Source organism: Planococcus sp. NCCP-2050 (assembly GCF_023708025.1).
Lineage (GTDB): Bacteria > Bacillota > Bacilli > Bacillales_A > Planococcaceae > Planococcus.
The window spans coordinates 468,939-485,792 of record NZ_BRCX01000001.1 but is presented as its reverse complement, the minus strand read 5'-3'; the positions used below and the strand labels follow the sequence as shown (position 1 = coordinate 485,792).

General features: G+C 44.2%; 19 protein-coding genes. 16 read left to right on the top strand and 3 right to left on the bottom strand.

Annotation, left to right across the window (positions count from 1 at the left end):
- Positions 1-37: 37 nt before the first annotated feature.
- Positions 38-232 (top strand): hypothetical protein, encoded by a 195-nt coding sequence (locus NFU07_RS02530; protein ID WP_251474189.1) that lies wholly within the window; start codon positions 38-40, stop codon positions 230-232.
- A gap of 36 nt (positions 233-268) precedes the next feature.
- Positions 269-1,030, top strand: coding sequence for a class I SAM-dependent methyltransferase (locus NFU07_RS02525; protein ID WP_251474186.1), 762 nt, complete (start codon positions 269-271; stop codon positions 1,028-1,030).
- A 41-nt stretch (positions 1,031-1,071) separates the two neighbouring features.
- Here NFU07_RS02525 and lexA read toward each other — a convergent pair whose 3' ends face one another.
- A complete protein-coding gene (gene lexA / locus NFU07_RS02520) occupies positions 1,072-1,692 on the bottom strand; it encodes a transcriptional repressor LexA (protein WP_235196532.1) in 621 nt (206 codons plus the stop codon).
- A gap of 165 nt (positions 1,693-1,857) precedes the next feature.
- Here lexA and yneA point away from each other — a divergent pair, with 165 nt between their 5' ends.
- The 5 genes from yneA to NFU07_RS02495 all read left to right on the top strand — a co-directional run bounded on the left by yneA (position 1,858) and on the right by NFU07_RS02495 (position 5,635).
- A complete protein-coding gene (gene yneA, locus NFU07_RS02515) occupies positions 1,858-2,175 on the top strand; it encodes a cell division suppressor protein YneA (RefSeq protein ID WP_246807493.1) in 318 nt (105 codons plus the stop codon).
- Positions 2,172-2,825 (top strand): YneB family resolvase-like protein, encoded by a 654-nt coding sequence (locus NFU07_RS02510; protein WP_251474183.1) that lies wholly within the window; start codon positions 2,172-2,174, stop codon positions 2,823-2,825. The genes yneA and NFU07_RS02510 overlap by 4 nt, the downstream gene beginning before the upstream one ends.
- 57 nt (positions 2,826-2,882) lie before the next feature.
- Entirely contained in the window at positions 2,883-3,116 is a 234-nt protein-coding gene (locus NFU07_RS02505; protein WP_251474180.1) for a DUF896 domain-containing protein, read from the top strand.
- Positions 3,117-3,261: 145 nt separating this feature from the next.
- Complete coding sequence (gene tkt / locus NFU07_RS02500; RefSeq protein ID WP_251474177.1) at positions 3,262-5,262, top strand: transketolase; 2,001 nt, start codon at positions 3,262-3,264, stop codon at positions 5,260-5,262.
- 130 nt (positions 5,263-5,392) lie between these two features.
- On the top strand, positions 5,393-5,635 hold the full coding sequence (locus tag NFU07_RS02495) for a YneF family protein (protein WP_052651337.1): 243 nt from the start codon (positions 5,393-5,395) through the stop codon (positions 5,633-5,635).
- Positions 5,636-5,717: 82 nt separating this feature from the next.
- On the opposite strand, the gene NFU07_RS02490 is transcribed toward NFU07_RS02495, so the two are convergent.
- Positions 5,718-6,665 (bottom strand): alpha/beta hydrolase, encoded by a 948-nt coding sequence (locus NFU07_RS02490; protein WP_251474160.1) that lies wholly within the window; start codon positions 6,663-6,665, stop codon positions 5,718-5,720.
- Between the two features lie 13 nt (positions 6,666-6,678).
- A complete protein-coding gene (locus NFU07_RS02485; RefSeq protein ID WP_251474158.1) occupies positions 6,679-7,578 on the bottom strand; it encodes a hydroxymethylglutaryl-CoA lyase in 900 nt (299 codons plus the stop codon).
- Between the two features lie 78 nt (positions 7,579-7,656).
- Here NFU07_RS02485 and NFU07_RS02480 point away from each other — a divergent pair, with 78 nt between their 5' ends.
- From NFU07_RS02480 to srlE, 9 genes are all read left to right on the top strand, one after another.
- Positions 7,657-8,841: an acetyl-CoA C-acetyltransferase gene (locus tag NFU07_RS02480; protein ID WP_251474156.1), complete on the top strand. Its 1,185-nt coding sequence runs from the start codon at positions 7,657-7,659 to the stop codon at positions 8,839-8,841.
- Between the two features lie 12 nt (positions 8,842-8,853).
- On the top strand, positions 8,854-9,063 hold the full coding sequence (locus tag NFU07_RS02475) for a YqkE family protein (RefSeq protein WP_251474154.1): 210 nt from the start codon (positions 8,854-8,856) through the stop codon (positions 9,061-9,063).
- 263 nt (positions 9,064-9,326) lie between these two features.
- Positions 9,327-10,616, top strand: a complete 1,290-nt coding sequence (gene ilvA / locus NFU07_RS02470; RefSeq protein WP_251474151.1) for a threonine ammonia-lyase IlvA — start codon at positions 9,327-9,329, stop codon at positions 10,614-10,616.
- Positions 10,617-10,737: 121 nt separating this feature from the next.
- A complete protein-coding gene (locus NFU07_RS02465) occupies positions 10,738-12,342 on the top strand; it encodes a pyruvate oxidase (RefSeq protein ID WP_251474149.1) in 1,605 nt (534 codons plus the stop codon).
- A 33-nt stretch (positions 12,343-12,375) separates the two neighbouring features.
- On the top strand, positions 12,376-13,410 hold the full coding sequence (locus tag NFU07_RS02460; protein ID WP_251474147.1) for a zinc-binding alcohol dehydrogenase family protein: 1,035 nt from the start codon (positions 12,376-12,378) through the stop codon (positions 13,408-13,410).
- A 140-nt stretch (positions 13,411-13,550) separates the two neighbouring features.
- Positions 13,551-14,534 (top strand): GMP reductase, encoded by a 984-nt coding sequence (gene guaC / locus NFU07_RS02455; protein WP_251474144.1) that lies wholly within the window; start codon positions 13,551-13,553, stop codon positions 14,532-14,534.
- A 269-nt stretch (positions 14,535-14,803) separates the two neighbouring features.
- On the top strand, positions 14,804-15,190 hold the full coding sequence (locus NFU07_RS02450) for a transcriptional regulator GutM (RefSeq protein ID WP_251474141.1): 387 nt from the start codon (positions 14,804-14,806) through the stop codon (positions 15,188-15,190).
- 33 nt (positions 15,191-15,223) lie between these two features.
- Entirely contained in the window at positions 15,224-15,751 is a 528-nt protein-coding gene (gene srlA / locus NFU07_RS02445; protein WP_235199311.1) for a PTS glucitol/sorbitol transporter subunit IIC, read from the top strand.
- Positions 15,752-15,790: 39 nt separating this feature from the next.
- Complete coding sequence (gene srlE / locus NFU07_RS02440) at positions 15,791-16,843, top strand: PTS glucitol/sorbitol transporter subunit IIB (RefSeq protein WP_251474137.1); 1,053 nt, start codon at positions 15,791-15,793, stop codon at positions 16,841-16,843.
- Positions 16,844-16,854: the final 11 nt, after the last annotated feature.

Here is a 16,854-nt window from a genome sequence, read left to right as displayed (position 1 = left end):
GTAACAGAGTGAAAATGACACAGTTAAGGAGGCCTTTATGAAAACATTCCAAGTTGAATTTTACTTTGATCAAGGCAATACCATTGTGCAAAATGTAAAAGGCGCTGATCGAGAATCGGCTTTAAACAAAATCCCGTCGAATGGTACGTATGAAATGGTCGATGAATTAACCGGCAAACTTTATCGGATCACCATCAATCTTATTAAATATATAGTAGTCACTGAAATTTAACGCTAAGGCATCCTCTAGATTAAGGGTGCCTTTTCTATGCGGAAATTACCTGAGGGAGTGGATGGGATGATTTACAAAGGGCCGAGTGCATACAATCAAGAAGATTTTTTAGCCAATTATTTAAAACGGAGAAAACGGGTGGAGAGTCCGAATAACGCGATTGAGAAACCGATACTGATGGAATTGATCCAAACAGCGAGCGGGCAGGATGTGCTAGATTTAGGGTGCGGAGATGCAGTATATGGACTGGAACTGCTCGATATAGGGGCGAAAAGCTATACGGGAATTGAAGGGTCGGCGCAGATGGCTGAACTTGCGAAAACAACAACAGCAGGAACAGGCATTCAAATTATCAACGAATCGCTTGAAGCTTATCAATTCGGCAGTGGAAAATATGATTTAGTGACGTCCCGTTTTGTCATCCATTATCTACAAGACATTGAAGGGTTATTTGCGAAAGTCTACACAGCATTAAAAGAAAAGGGACGCTTCATTTTCAGTATTCAGCATCCGCTGACTACATCTTCTTTTAAGAGCAAAGAACAAAGCGGCAGAAGAGAAGACTGGATTGTGGATGATTATTTTATTGAAGGTGAACGGAATGAACCATGGATTGATAAGACGGTGAGAAAATACCATTGGACAACCGAACATTACATAACGGCTTTGCTGGCTGCTGGATTTCAGTTAAAAGCATTGAGAGAAGGGAAGCCTGAACGGAGCCGCTTTGCGACAGAAGAGGAATACATCAGAAGGACTCGTGTGCCGATCATGTTGATCTTTTCGTGTGAAAAGTGAAATTGATGAAAAAAAGAGCTGAGAAATTCTCAGCTCTTTTCTTAATGAAGTTGGCGGTATACGCCGACTACTTTTCCTAAGATCGAAACTTGTTCGACAATGATTGGATCCATCGATGAGTTTTCTGGCTGTAAGCGGAAAAAGCCTTCTTCTCTGAAAAAACGTTTTACGGTTGCTTCATCTTCGGCAGTCATCGCAACGACAATATCACCATTATTAGCGGTTTGCTGTTGTCTGACGACTACATAGTCTCCGTTCAGGATGCCTGCTTCGATCATACTTTCACCCATGATTTCTAGCATGAAAATGTGGTCGTCTTCTGTGCCGTAAGATTGGGGAAGAGGGAAGTACTCCTCAACATTCTCTATCGCTGTAATCGGCAATCCTGCTGTAACTTTACCAATTAACGGGACATGAAGCACAGGGCTTTTGTCGATCAGTGCTTCTTCAGTACTGATAATTTCGATCGCTCTCGGTTTTGTCGGATCTCGGCGAATCAAGCCTTTGCTTTCTAAGCGCGCTAAGTGCCCATGGACAGTCGAACTTGATGCCAAACCAACTGCTTCTCCGATTTCCCGCACGGAAGGCGGATAGCCTTTAGCCCGTACCTCGTCTTTTATAAATGTCAAAATATCTTCCTGCCGTTTTGATACTTTTTTCAACAGTTTCACCTCTTTTTAGTTGTTCAGTATGTTTTCTACCATAAGTATACCAACTTGGGATATGAAATGCAAACATAGGTTCGAATTTATTTGTTGACAAAAACACCTGTTCGCATTATTATAAGAACATACATTCCGAACACACATTCCTAGGAGGCGGTTCATATGACATTCATCCAAAAAAATTCTTATCTTACAGCATTTTTCCTATTAGTTCTGCTAGTATCTATTTATACGATTTTTTCATACAATAGCAGTGAAGCAACGATGAGCCAAGTGCAAGTCAAAGAAGGCGATACGTTATGGACGCTGGCTGAATCTTTCAGCGGCGATATCCCACATCATGAATGGATAGAGGACATTATGCAGGAAAATGGATTAGAGACCCCAAAAATTATCGTTGGCCAATCGATTAAGATTCCAAGCGATCAACTTAAATATGCCCCAGACGAAACTGTAAAACTGGCGGGTGATGCAGAATGAAGAAATCTGCGTTGATTTATTGCCGCGTCAGCACCACGAAAGACACTCAAGAAACTTCGCTTGAACGGCAAGAAGAGGAATTGCTCAAATTTGCATTTGAGCAATCCTATATTGTGGAAGAAATCTTTTCAGATCAGCATAGCGGCTACGAAATGGACCGCGAAGGCTTATTAGAGATGCTCAATTGCATAAAGACCGGAAAATTTGACGCTGTTTTTATCCAAGATGAAACACGCCTAGGCAGAGGGCATGCTCGTATTGCTTTGCTGCATGTGATGAAAAAATATGGCGTCGAAGTTTATACCTTATCTGACAGAGGGCCAATCGCATTAAACGACATGGATGATATGGTTCTGGAGATTCTGGCTATTGTTGAGGAATACCAGCGGAAAATACATAATGCTAAGATCAAGCGCGGAATGAAGCGGGCGGTCGAAAACGGCTATAAACCTGAAAAGAACTTAAAAGGAAAAGGCAATCCTGAAGGGCGCGAACGGCTGGACCTTCCAATCGAGCAAATTGTCAGTTTGAAAGAAAACGGATTAACTTTCCATGAAATTGCTGTGACATTGCAAGGGTTCGGCTATCAAGCAAGCAAAGCGACCGTCCACCGGCGCTATAAAGAATTCGAAAACTTGAAACAAGGCTAATCTATTGCAGAAACCGCCCTTCTTTTGTACGATATGATAGAAGAAAGGCGGGATTTTATGTTACCACCGGATAAATTGAATCGCATAAATGAACTATCGCGCAAGTCGAAAACGGCTGGATTGTCTATCGAAGAAGCAAAAGAACAATCGCAGCTTCGCCAAGAGTATTTGCAGACATTCCGCAAAACGATGCGCGGCACAATTGAAAATGTAAAAGTCATCGATCCGAACGGCAATGACGTAACACCGGAAAAGGTCAAAAATATTCGAGAGAATAAGTATTTGAATTAATACTTATTCTCTTTTTAATTGTTTAGATTTCCAGCGCTTGTCAAGTCTAAAACGGGCACTTGTGCTTTTCTAGTTGTATTCTTTTCTATTGTTGACTACACTAGAAAAGGATCTATATTTTTTTGTATAAGAGAGGATGTTTTTCATGTCAAACCATGCAGATCAACTTGCAGTAACCACAATAAGAACTCTTTCTATTGACGCTATCGAAAAAGCAAACTCTGGTCATCCAGGATTGCCGATGGGCGCAGCTCCTATGGCTTACTCATTATGGACTAAACATATGAACCATAACCCTAAAAACCCGACTTGGTTCAACCGTGACCGCTTCGTATTATCAGCAGGGCATGGTTCTATGCTTCTATATAGCTTGCTTCACTTAAGCGGATATGGCTTGTCATTAGAAGAAATCAAAAACTTCCGCCAGTGGGATTCAAAAACTCCTGGACATCCGGAATACGGCCATACAGTCGGCGTAGAAGCGACAACTGGCCCGCTTGGACAAGGAATCGGCATGGCAGTCGGTATGGCTATGGCTGAACGCCATTTAGCTGCTACTTACAACAAAGAAAACCTGGACATTGTTGACCATCACACATTCGCTCTTTGCGGAGACGGAGATTTGATGGAAGGAGTTGCCGGTGAAGCGATTTCACTTGCTGGCCACTTGAAACTGAATAAATTGGTTGTTCTTTATGACAGCAATGACATTTCTCTTGATGGCGACTTGGCTATGAGTTTCTCTGAGGATATCAAGAAACGCTTCGAATCCTATGGATGGAATTATTTGCGCGTAGATGACGGCAACGAACTTGACGATCTCTCAGCTAAAATTGCGGAAGCAAAAGAATCATCAGACAAACCGACTATCATTGAAGTGAAAACGGTCATCGGCTATGGTGCCCCTAATAAATCTGGTAAAGCCGATGCGCATGGTTCGCCGCTTGGAGAAGACGAAATGAAACTGGCGAAAGAATACTACAAGTGGACATTCGACCAAGATTTCCACGTGCCAGACGAAGTTTATGAAACGTTCAAACAAGCTACTGAAGAATTAGGCGGCAAAGCCGAAAATGCTTGGAACGAATTATATGCAACATACGAATCACAGTATCCGGAACTTGCAGAGCAATTGCAAAAAGCAATCGCAGGTGAACTTCCAGAAAACTTTGATGCTGAATTCCCGACATATGAAGTGGGCAAAAAGCAGGCAACTCGCGCTTCTTCAGGCGATATGGTCAACGCAATAGCGAAAGCTGTTCCTTCCTTCTTCGGCGGAAGTGCGGATTTAGCAGGATCAAACAAAACGAATATCAAAGGCGGCGGAGATTTCGATGCTGAAAACCCAGCTGGACGCAATATCTGGTTTGGTGTTCGTGAATTCGCAATGGGCGCAGCGTTAAACGGTATGGCCCTTCATGACGGCCTACATGTGTTCGGTGGTACGTTCTTCGTATTCAGCGATTATGTTCGCCCGGCAATCCGTTTAGCTGCATTAATGGGCCTACCGGTAACATTCGTCTTCACTCATGACAGCGTAGCTGTTGGAGAAGACGGACCTACGCACGAACCAGTTGAACATTTAGCTTCTCTTCGTGCAATGCCGAACTTAAGCGTTGTCCGTCCGGCTGATGCGAATGAAACGAAAGCCGCATGGCGTCTAGCATTGACGGCAAAAACAACACCTACTCTATTAGTACTTTCACGCCAGGATCTGCCGGTGCTTGAGAAGAGCGGCGAAATGGCTGAATCCGGAGTTGAAAAAGGGGCATACGTCGTTTCACCAGCAGAAAATCCGCAAGCTTTATTATTGGCGACTGGTTCTGAAGTCAGCTTAGCTGTAGATGCACAGAAGCAATTAGCGGAAGAAGGAATTTCAGTTTCTGTTGTTTCTATGCCATCTTGGGACCGTTTCGAAAAACAGGATAAAGAATACAAACAATCCGTTATTCCGAAAACAGTTAAGAAACGTTTGGCGATTGAAATGGGAACTTCATTCGGTTGGGAAAGATACACAGGCGATGAAGGCGATATCTTAGCAATCGACCATTTTGGCGCAAGTGCTCCAGGAGAACGCATTATGAAGGAATTCGGCTTCACTCCTGAAAATGTTGCGGCTCGCGTTAAACAATTGATCGAAGAATAAGTGCCAAAGAGGAGGGAGTTGCATCCCTTCTCTTTTTTATCTATTTCTGTGTATAGTCACCACTCCGGATTTATAGTATAATCCATTGTGGTGCACTACTTATTTATGCAACACGAAGGAGGTAACTTGAATGTCTACATGGATTTGGATTGTAATCGTTATCGTGGCTTTGCTCGCCGGTGTTGCGCTCGGCTTTTTCATCGCTCGTCAATACATGATGAAGTATTTGCAGGACAACCCGCCGATTAACGAAGAAATGCTGCGAATCATGATGATGCAGATGGGACAAAAACCATCTCAGAAAAAAATCAATCAAATGATGGCTCAAATGAATAAAGCGTCAACTAAACCTGGAAAACCAGCTAAAAAATAAAAAGCGCTCACATTGAGCGCTTTTTTGTTTGGATAAAAGTATTGATAGAACCTGTTTTAAAATAAAAGAAAAGAAAAATCCCTTATGAAATGGTTTTTTCTGTTTCAGAAGCAGCAAAACCATATTCCGTTAAAAATTCGGCTACCGTTTGTTCATAAGCTTCCGGGTTTTTATTGAAAGATTGGGCATGCCCGCCTTCTTCGAAGAATTTCAGTTTTTTATCACCGGGTTTCAAATCATACATTTCCTGTGTCATGGCCGGCAAGATAAAATCGTCTTGCAGGCTATGAATGAATAGAACCGGTTTATTAATCTGCCTAACCGCTTCTCGCGGCGATACGGTGCTGATGGAATAGCCATCTCGCAGTTTTAGGAAAACGCTGGCCACTCGCAAAGCAATCGTTGTTCTAAAAGGCGTCGTCGTTCTCATGACGTGAAGAAGCTGTTCCGAGATATCTGAATAGCCGCAGTCGGATATATAGAAATTAGCCGAGTCTTCCATGCCGGCATAGAGGAGCGTTGTAGCGGCGCCCATTGATTCTCCGTGGATGCCAAAAACGACGTCACCCCCCGCATGCAGTTTCAAAGCAGCGACAACCGCTTTCAGATCGGTTTTTTCATAATGGCCAAAACTGGTGGTTTTCCCGCCAGAATCGCCATGGCGGCGATGGTCATAGACGACCGAATTGTATCCAAGTCGCTCAAACATCCGGGCATATTTAAAGGAATTCACTTTTGATTCCGTTACGCCATGGCAAATGATGACATAGCGATTTGTTTGATGCGGCTCCAAAAAAATCGCTTTGATGGGATAGCCGTTTTCGGAATCGATCCATTTCTCGGTTTTATTGGCAGTTGCGTACCAATGTTCGTCAATTCGTTTTGCCGTGGTTTCACGTTCTAAGATCAATTGGTCATCTTTTATCTGCATATACATAATGCGGTTTGATAAGGCGATGCCAAATACCGTCGTTGTCGCTGCTAAAATACTAGAAGCAGCACCGGTTGCCCACAATAATTTTTTCTTCAAGTAAATCGGCTCCTCACGCTTGGTTCTTATAGAGGCTATAAATCCCGGTTTGGACCGGATTGGATATATGATGCTCGATTTTTTGGACGGCATCGCATAATTGGTCAAGATCGATGCCCGTGTCGACGCCCATGCGATGCAACATATTGACGACGTCCTCAGTCGCGACGTTGCCTGTAGCGCCTGGAGCAAATGGACATCCGCCTATGCCGCCAGCCGAACTGTCAAATCGCGTAACGCCGGCATGCAGAGCAGCATAGATGTTCGCTAATGCCATTTTCCGCGTGTCGTGGAAATGGGCAGCGATGAGCGTATCTGGAAATGCTTCCATGATTTTCTTGAACAGTGCATAACTTTCATTAGGTGCTGCCATACCAATCGTATCGGCAACACTCAACTCATCGACGCCCCAATCGACAAATTGCTGACAGAGGGCAAGCGTTGCTTCTGGATCAATCGCCCCTTCAAAAGGGCAATAGAAAGCTGTAGAAATGCAGGCTCTGACGAAAATGCCTTGCTCTTTTAGCATCGAGACAAGCGGTCTTAAAGCATCCATGCTTTCTGAAGTGGTCTTATTGATATTCTTTTTATTGAACGAATTGGAAACGCCGACAAATACGGCAATGGCTTTAGCCCCGGAATCCAAAGCTGCTTGAATTCCTTTTTCGTTTGGCGCTAACACAAATTGACGGCCTTGTTTTTGCGTGTTTGCCAAAATGTCTTTTGCATCTGCCATCTGTGGAACCCATTTCGGCGATACGAAAGAAGTGAGTTCCATTTCTTGAATGCCGGAATTTTGGAGCCCTTCGATAAATTGCAGTTTAAAGTCCGTTGCCACGATGCGCCCTTCGTTTTGAAGTCCATCGCGCGGACCAACCTCGATAATTGTTGCATTTTTTGGTAAACTGAACATAGTATCCCCCCTACCTATCATTGTATAGAGAATGGGGATAAAAGAGCAACCAGTAAACGCCAACAAGGGGGAAATCATGTGTCACAAGAAATCGTAATTGTCAGCGCCGTCCGTACGGCAATCGGGTCGTTCCAAGGGGCATTGAAAGACGTGCCTGCAACAGAGTTAGGAGCCATCGTCATTAAAGAGGCTGTAGAAAAAGCGGGAATCTCTGCAGATCAAATTTCCGAAGTCATCATGGGCAATGTACTGCAGGCGGGACTTGGGCAAAATCCAGCTAGACAAGCTTCGATCAAAGCGGGCTTGCCTGAAACCGTGCCAGCGATGACAATCAATAAGGTCTGCGGATCTGGTTTGAAAGCGGTGCATTTAGCTTACCAGGCAATTTATGCGGGGGATGCAGAAATTGTAGTGGCCGGCGGAATGGAAAATATGAGCCAAGCTCCTTATTTATTGCAAAATGCCCGAAGCGGGTTCCGAATGGGCGATCAAAAAGTCATTGACAGCATGATTGTTGATGGATTGACTTGTGCGTTCAACGATTACCACATGGGCATTACAGCTGAAAACCTTTGTGATCGCTACGGCATTACGCGCGAAGAGCAAGATGAATTCTCAGCCCGTTCTCAGGCACGTGCAGCAGCAGCCATCGATGCTGGACGCTTTGACGATGAAATTGTGCCTGTGGAAATTCCACAACGCAAAGGGGAGCCGGTCATTTTCAAGACCGACGAATACGTAAAACGTGATTCCACTGCTGAGAAATTAGGCAAATTGCGTCCAGCCTTTAAAAAAGACGGCAGTGTAACTGCTGGAAATGCATCGGGCATCAACGACGGAGCAGCAGCAGTGGTCGTAATGTCAAAAGCAAAAGCGGAAGAATTGGGCTTAACGCCGCTTGCAGTCATTGCGGCAAATGGAAATGCAGGAGTAGACCCTGCAGTCATGGGCATCGGTCCTGTGCAAGCAGTTAAAAATGCATTAAAGAAAGCGGATATGGAGTTAGCGGACATTGAATTGATTGAAGCGAATGAAGCATTTGCTGCCCAGTCAATTGCAGTGGATCGTGAACTCGCGTTCAATCACGATATTTTAAATGTGAACGGCGGTGCGATTGCACTTGGCCACCCAATCGGTGCCAGTGGTGCACGTGTCTTCGTATCCTTGCTTCATGAAATGAAGAAGCGCGATGCGAAAACAGGTCTTGCCACTTTATGCATCGGCGGCGGACAAGGCGTTGCAACCATCGTAAAACGTCCTTAAGGAGAGAACAGCATGGCGAAGAAAAGAGAAGAGACATTGAGCAATTTACCGGAAGACATTTTGGCGAAATTAAAAGAAACCAAAAAAGAACTGGTGAAAGAAGAACAAAAACGTGCAGAGGAAAAACATGCACAGGAGCTGTTTGAGCGAAAAGAACGCGAAAAGAATTTGTCGTTCGCTGAACTTCTTGAACGGCACGGGGACAAAGGAAATAAATTTTAAATTGTTTAAGGAACTTTCTGTTCCCCGTTGGGGGCGGAAAGTTCCTTTTTTCTTGTATTGAAGAAGGCTAAATTAAAGCAGCATGCAGAAAAGCCAGTCAAAAGAAGAGCCGGAATTTGGAGAAAACTAATAGAAATCACAATTGAAGCGCTTACACTATAAAAAGACTGAAAAAAGTTGAAAAAAGTTCACAGAAAAGACTGAGAATTTAAAGAAATATGTTACGATGGGGAGAAATAATTTTAGTGGAGATGGTGTTGCATATGACAAAAAGAATGACTGCAGAAAAAGAACGCGAAATAAAAGTCCCTAAAGTAACGGTTGAAGATATCGTCATTGCCAATCAGGCATTAAAAGACGTTGTCCTTAAAACGCCGCTGCAAAAAAACGAAATTCTTTCGGCCAGATACGGCTGCAACGTTTTTTTGAAACGGGAAGACCTGCAAGTGGTCCGTTCGTTTAAACTGCGCGGAGCTTATAATTTCATCTGCAGCCTCAACGAAGAAGAGCGGCGTCTTGGTGTTGTCTGTGCCAGTGCTGGGAACCATGCGCAGGGAGTGGCTTATTCATGCTTCAAGCTGGGCATTGAAGGCAAGATTTTCATGCCCTTGACTACACCGCGCCAAAAAGTTTCCCAGGTGGAGCGGTTCGGCGGAGATAAAGTTTCAGTTGTATTGATTGGCGATACTTTCGATGATTCTTATACTTCCGCGATGAACTATTGCACTTCTGAAAACAAAGTATTCGTCCATCCTTTCGACAATGAAAAAATCATTGCAGGGCAAGGGACAGTGGCGATGGAAATCTTGAATGATATGCAAGCACCGGTAGATTATTTATTTTGTGCCATCGGCGGAGGCGGCTTAGCTTCCGGGATGGGCTCTTATTTAAAAGGGGTTAGCCCATCGACGAAACTTGTCGGAGTAGAGCCTGAAGGAGCACAAGGAATGCGGACATCAATGGACCGCGGACATGTGACTCGGCTAGAAGAAATTGACACATTTGTAGACGGAGCGGCCGTCAAACAAGTCGGCGAGCTGACTTTGCAGATCTGCCAAAACGTGGTGGATCAGGTTTCAATCATTCCGGAAGGGCGCGTATGCACGACCATCTTGCAGCTTTACAATGAAAATGCCATTGTTGTGGAGCCGGCCGGTGCCCTTGCAATTGCCGCACTTGAACAGCATCAAGAGGAGATCAGAGGGAAGAACGTTGTTTGTGTAATCAGCGGCGGCAATAACGATATCGAGCGTATGCAGGAAATCAAAGAACGTTCGCTGATCCATGAAGGCTTAAAGCATAATTTCATTGTCACATTCCCGCAGCGGGCCGGAGCGCTCCGGAAGTTTATGGAGCAAGTACTCGGTGAAAATGACGATATCACCCATTTTGAATACACAAAACGCACGAATCGTGAAGCGGGTCCGGTAGTGGTGGGCATTGAATTGCAGTCAAAAGAAGATTATTTCCCGCTCGTCCAGCGGATGGCTGAACAAGGCTTTCCTTTTGTTGAAATCAATCATGATCCATTGCTATTCAATCTATTAATTTAATCGCACGCAAGCTGAACTCGTGAAAGTTTGGCTTGCGTGTTTTTTTATTGGCTGAAATTGTTTATAGCCGTTCGAGAGAAGGAAAATGAAAGAGGTAAAGACCAAACTGAGGAGGGACGGTATGTTTGAACATAAAGCTGGAACCTATGTTGTCGACTTGCTGAAAGAATGGGGAGTCGACCATCTATACGGCATGCCCGGAGATTCCATAAATGAGTTTATGGAAGAGTTGAGGAAAGAAGAGTCTATTCGTTTCATCCAAATTCGCCATGAAGAAACCGGTGCGCTCGCAGCCGCCGCTTATTCGAAACTCACTGGCAAAATTGGTGTCTGCATGTCGATTGCCGGTCCTGGTGCGGTCCATTTGCAAAACGGCCTGTACGATGCCAAAAAAGATAAAACACCTGTTCTTGCGATTGTGGGGCAAGTGGAAAGCGAAAAAGTGGGCACGGACAACTTCCAAGAACTCCAACTTGAATCCATGTTTGAAGACGCAGCTGTCTACAACCGCCGTGTCCACCGGGCTGAACAATTGCCGGATATGCTAAACCAAGCGATCCGAACGGCTTACGCTGAAAAAGGGCCAGCCGTGCTGATTGTTTCAGACGATTTGTTCAGCACAAAAATTAAGCGGGAGAAAGAACTCAGTTCGGCAGTCTACTCGATGCCGAAAACAAGAGGCTCTGAGGAAGATTTGCAGAAAGCTTCAGACTTAGTCGCGGCTTCGAATAAGCCGATCATTCTGGCGGGAAAAGGGGCAAAACAAGCAGTGCCGGAATTGCTGGCGTTAGCAGAGAAAATTAAAGCCCCACTCATTGCTTCGCTGCCGTCAAAAGGGATGATTCCAGAAAACCATCCTCATTATCTTGGCCAATTGGGCCAGCTCGGAACAGAACCCGCAAAAGAAGCAATGAAAGGAGCGGATTTGTTGATTTTAGCGGGCACCTCGTATCCTTACCGTGATTATTTGCCAGACGATGCCCCTGCGATCCAAATTGATATCGAACCGCGTGTCTTAGGCAAATACTATCCTTCGACCGTTGGAATCGTATCGGACGCGAAATTCGCACTAGCTTGGCTAGCACAGCATAGCAGTGAAAAAGAAGGGCATTATTTGGAGGAGTTCCAAGAAAAACAACGAAAATGGAATGAAAAGCTGCAAGAAGATATGCGTCAGCAAACGGAAACATTGCAGCCTCAACAGGTACTCGCAGAAATCCAACATGTCTTGGAGAAAGATGCCATAATTTCTTTAGATGTGGGGAGTGTGACCATATGGGCTGCGCGCTATTTAAAACTGGATGGCCAAGCACTGATCACTTCCGCCTGGTTAGCAACGATGGGCTGTGCACTGCCAGGGGCAATTGCTGCAAAAATTGCCTATCCTGATAAACAAGTGATGGGTATTGTCGGAGATGGTGGATTCTCAATGGGTATGCAAGATTTCGTGACGGCAGTGAAATATCGTCTGCCGATGACGCTTGTTGTATTTAATAATCAAAAAATCCAATTGATTGAACATGAACAACAGGAAATTGGCAATGAGCCAACCAATGTAGAACTTGGCAATATCGATTTTGCCGCTTTTGCCACTGCCTGCGGAGGAGTAGGCTTTACTGCAAAAACAAAAGCGGAACTGAAAGAGGCATTAGCGAAAGCGAAAGGCTCATCTAAACCTGTAGTCATTGATGTTTTTGTGGAAGATGTATCACCAGAAACAAAATAACTAGCCAAAATGCATGAAGAGAGGAAGAAATCCATGGAACAAAAGATCAAAGCATTCGGATTCTACCAACCGGGAGATCGGACAAAACCGCCGGAATTCGTTTCCGAAAACATGCCAAAGCCTTCTGTCACTGGAAAAGATTTATTAGTGGAAGTAAAAGCGATTTCTGTCAATCCGACAGATTTGCGGACACGAGATGCAAAAAAGGACGATGATGATTCGTTTACGATTGTAGGGAGGGATGTTGCGGGCATCGTGGTGGAAACTGGAGAAGACTGTGAATTGTTTGGAGTCGGCGATGAAGTATTTTACGCTGGAACCAATAATCGACCGGGTGGCCATAGTGAACTGCATGTAGTGGATGAGAGGATTGTCGGCAAAAAACCGAAACGATTGGATTTTGCTCATGCGGCCGCTCTGCCGTTAACGAGTTTGACGGCATGGGAAGCCTTATTTGACCGACTAGGGGTCTCGCACGAGGCGGATGAAAATAAGGATAAAACCATTTTAATTATTGGTGCAGCAGGTGGAGTAGGATCAATTGCTGTTCAAATTGCGAAATTGGCAGGACTGAAAGTGATCGGCACTGCTTCACGGCGAGAGACTTCGGATTGGGCAAAAGAGCATGGCGCAGATATGGTCATCAATCACCACGAGGAATTGATGCCTCAACTCAAAGAGCAAGGATTAAAAGCAGTGGACTACATCTTTTGCCTTTCTGACCCAGATGGGCATATGGCGAATATGGCAGAAGTGATAGCTCCGCAAGGAAAAATTTGTTCCATTTTGCCGCTGCAAAAACCGCTCGACATGCAGCTTTTTGCAAAAAGCGCCACTTTTGCCTATGAGTTGATGTATACACGCTCTGTTTACCAAACGGCAGATATGGCAGATCAGCATATAGCCTTGAATCGTATTAGCGAATGGGCAGATGAAGGCTCAATCGTTTCAACAATGACCAATCAGTTGAAGCCGCTCAATGCCAATACGTTAAAAAAGGCTTATGAACAATTATTAACAAACCGGACAATTGGCAAGATTGTGGTTGAAGGCCCATTTGAAGGATAAATTATGCAGCCTGTGAATTACACGGGCTGCATTTTAATTGGAAAAGCCTTTGACAAATATTTTTAATTATTGTACAGTGTCTTATGGACGAACAATAACGAAATAATTATATTTATTATTCGTATTTAGGAGTGTATAAGATGGAAAATGTATTTGATTACGAAGATATTCAATTAATTCCTGCAAAAGCGGTGGTAAATAGCCGTTCAGAATGCGACACATCTGTTGAATTCGGAGGACGTACTTTTAAATTGCCGGTCGTACCTGCAAATATGCAGACGATCATTGACGAAAAGATTGCCATCAACCTTGCAGAAAATAATTATTTTTATATTATGCACCGTTTCCAGCCTGAAACAAGACTAGGTTTTGTGAAAGATATGCAAGGACGCGGTTTATATGCATCGATTAGCGTTGGCGTTAAGCCCGAAGAATATGAATTTGTGGAGCAGTTGGCAGCTCAACAGCTTGTTCCGGAATACATCACGATTGATGTTGCCCACGGGCATGCAAACTCAGTGATTGAAATGATTCAATACATAAAAAAACGATTGCCTGCGAGTTTTGTCATCGCCGGGAATGTAGGGACGCCTGAAGCAGTACGTGAGCTCGAACATGCTGGAGCTGACGCTACAAAAGTCGGAATTGGCCCTGGGAAAGTTTGCATCACGAAGATCAAAACAGGCTTTGGAACGGGCGGTTGGCAATTGGCGGCGCTTCGCTGGTGTGCGAAAGCGGCAACTAAACCGATAATTGCCGACGGGGGTATCCGCACGCACGGAGATATTGCGAAATCAGTGCGTTTTGGCGCGTCAATGGTGATGATCGGTTCCTTGTTTGCTGGCCATGAAGAATCACCTGGACAAACAGTTGAGACCGACGGCAAACTCTACAAAGAGTATTTTGGATCAGCTTCAGAATTTCAAAAAGGCGAGAAGAAAAACGTTGAAGGCAAGAAAATGTTCGTAGAGTATAGAGGATCTTTACAGGATACTTTAGTCGAAATGGAGCAAGATCTGCAATCAGCTATCTCATACGCCGGAGGAGATAAACTGAGTGCTATCCGCACGGTAGATTATGTCATTGTAAAAAATTCTATTTTCAATGGCGATAAAGTATATTAATCGCCTTATCGGAATGTAAATAGGTTCTGGTTGATAAGCATGGCCAGGGGCAACTAAATAGTTTCTTTAAGAAAAGGCAGCCTTAAACGGCTGTCTTTTTTTATGCATCATATTTAAGGAAAACTTGAATAAGGTTAAAATTGAAATAGAGTAAGAATAGTTTAAATATTCTTTCAATAAGTATTGATTTCTAATGAAAGCGCTTTTATAATGAATGTAATAACATATGTTACGCATTAGAACATATGTAAAAGAATGGAGGGGTTCTTTTGTGGGGATGGTTTATAGCTGTATTTGCGGGAGTATGGCTGCTTCAAATCATGATGACGAAAATTCAAATGAAAAACTATCAGCTGACCATTAAAAAGATGAGCAAACGGCCATCAGGCTATCTAGGAGTAGGAATCCAGAAACAAAAATTAGGGATAGGTGTAATTGCTGTAGTAGTTGTAGATAATAGCGGGGTAATTCTTGAAAGCCAATTAATGAAGGGCGTTACGGTCTTTAGCCGATTTGAACCTTATACAGATTATGACGGTTTTCATATGGAAGAGATTAAAAAGAAAGTAGAAGATGAATCAGTCGCGCAAGCATTTAAAATGGCATTCGAAAAAATTGAAAGTCAAATGGAAAAGAAAACCATTATGGCTATATAAGGAGGAAAGGTAATGGGCTTTTTAGATTCAATCATGAACTTTTTAGTTAAACTCGCTGAAGGCTTTATCGGGATGTTCCAAGCGGGGGCTGATACGTTTACCGGCTTGGTTACAGGAATCATCCCATTGCTTATTGTATTGATTACGGCTATCAACGCACTGATCCGGATGATTGGTGAAGAACGGATCAACCGGCTAGCACGCCGAAGCACGAAAAATATCATTCTGCGCTACACTCTGTTCCCGGTTTTGGCAGTTTTCTTTTTGACAAATCCGATGGCTTATACGTTTGGGAAATTTCTCCCGGAAAAACAAAAACCGGCTTTTTACGACTCAGCTGTATCCTTTGTCCATCCAATTACTGGTTTGTTCCCTCACGCAAATCCAGCTGAATTGTTTGTATACCTGGGCATTTCTGCAGGAATCACCACATTAGGATTATCGCTTGGACCGTTGGCAATCCGCTTTTTCCTAGTTGGGATCATTGTTATCTTGATTCGCGGAATCGTGACAGAAATTATTACGGTTCGCATGATGAAAGCGAAAGGCATGGAAGTATAAAGTTTAAAGAAGCGTTCAATTGAAAAGGGGGCTAGGAACATGACAAATACGCATGCACCATTGAATTTCAAAGCGATTTCAGTCACGAAAGGCCGAGGCGGCTGGGGCGGGCCATTGACTATTCGGCCAAACGAAGAGCAGCGTTACATCGTTTCAGTCACTGGAGGCGGAATACATCCGGTTGCTGAAGAAATTGCACGTTTGACTGGAGCGGAAGCCGTCGACGGTTTTAAAGCATCTTATGCAAAAGAAACGATGGCTTGCGTCATTATTGACTGCGGCGGCACAGCTCGCTGCGGCGTGTATCCGAAAATGGGCATATTGACAATTAATGTTAACCCTACCTCGCCTTCAGGGCCGTTGATGAAATTCATAAATGAAGAAAACTTCGTTTCGGGTGTAACAGTATCTGATATCAGTGCCGTAGCAGCCCCTTATGAAGATCCAGATCAAGTGAAAAAAGCGGTCGATGAAGTGGAAGCGCCAGCTGTTCAAAAAACGCCGCAGGAAATCAAAGAAGAAGCAAAACGAAAAGCCGCCGAAACCTATAAACAGCCGAAGAAAATGAATATTATTGAAAAAGTTGGGCGCGGCGCAGGAAAAGTAGTAGGTGTACTTTACCAAGCGGGGCGTGAAACCGTTGATCAAGTACTGAAAAATATCCTGCCGTTCATGGCTTTTGTCAGTATGTTGATCGGGATCATCACATTTACCGGAATAGGAGATCTCATTGCGAACTTTGTCTCACCGCTTGCCGGCAATATTTTCGGTTTACTCATTCTCTCCGTTATTTGCGCCTTGCCGATCCTTTCGCCGCTGTTGGGTCCAGGAGCCGTCATTGCCCAAGTAGTAGGGGTCTTGGTCGGTGTTGAAATCGGCCGCGGAAATATACCGCCAGCTTTGGCGCTTCCGGCATTATTTGCGATCAACCCGCAAGTTGGGGCAGATTTTGTACCGGTTGGTTTGACGCTTGGAGAAGCGGAGCCGGAAACGATTGAAGTCGGAGTTCCGGCAGTATTGATTTCACGGATGATTACAGGGCCGCTTGCGGTAGTCATCGCCTATCTATTCAGTTTTGGCTTGTACAGTTAATTTAAAGGGGG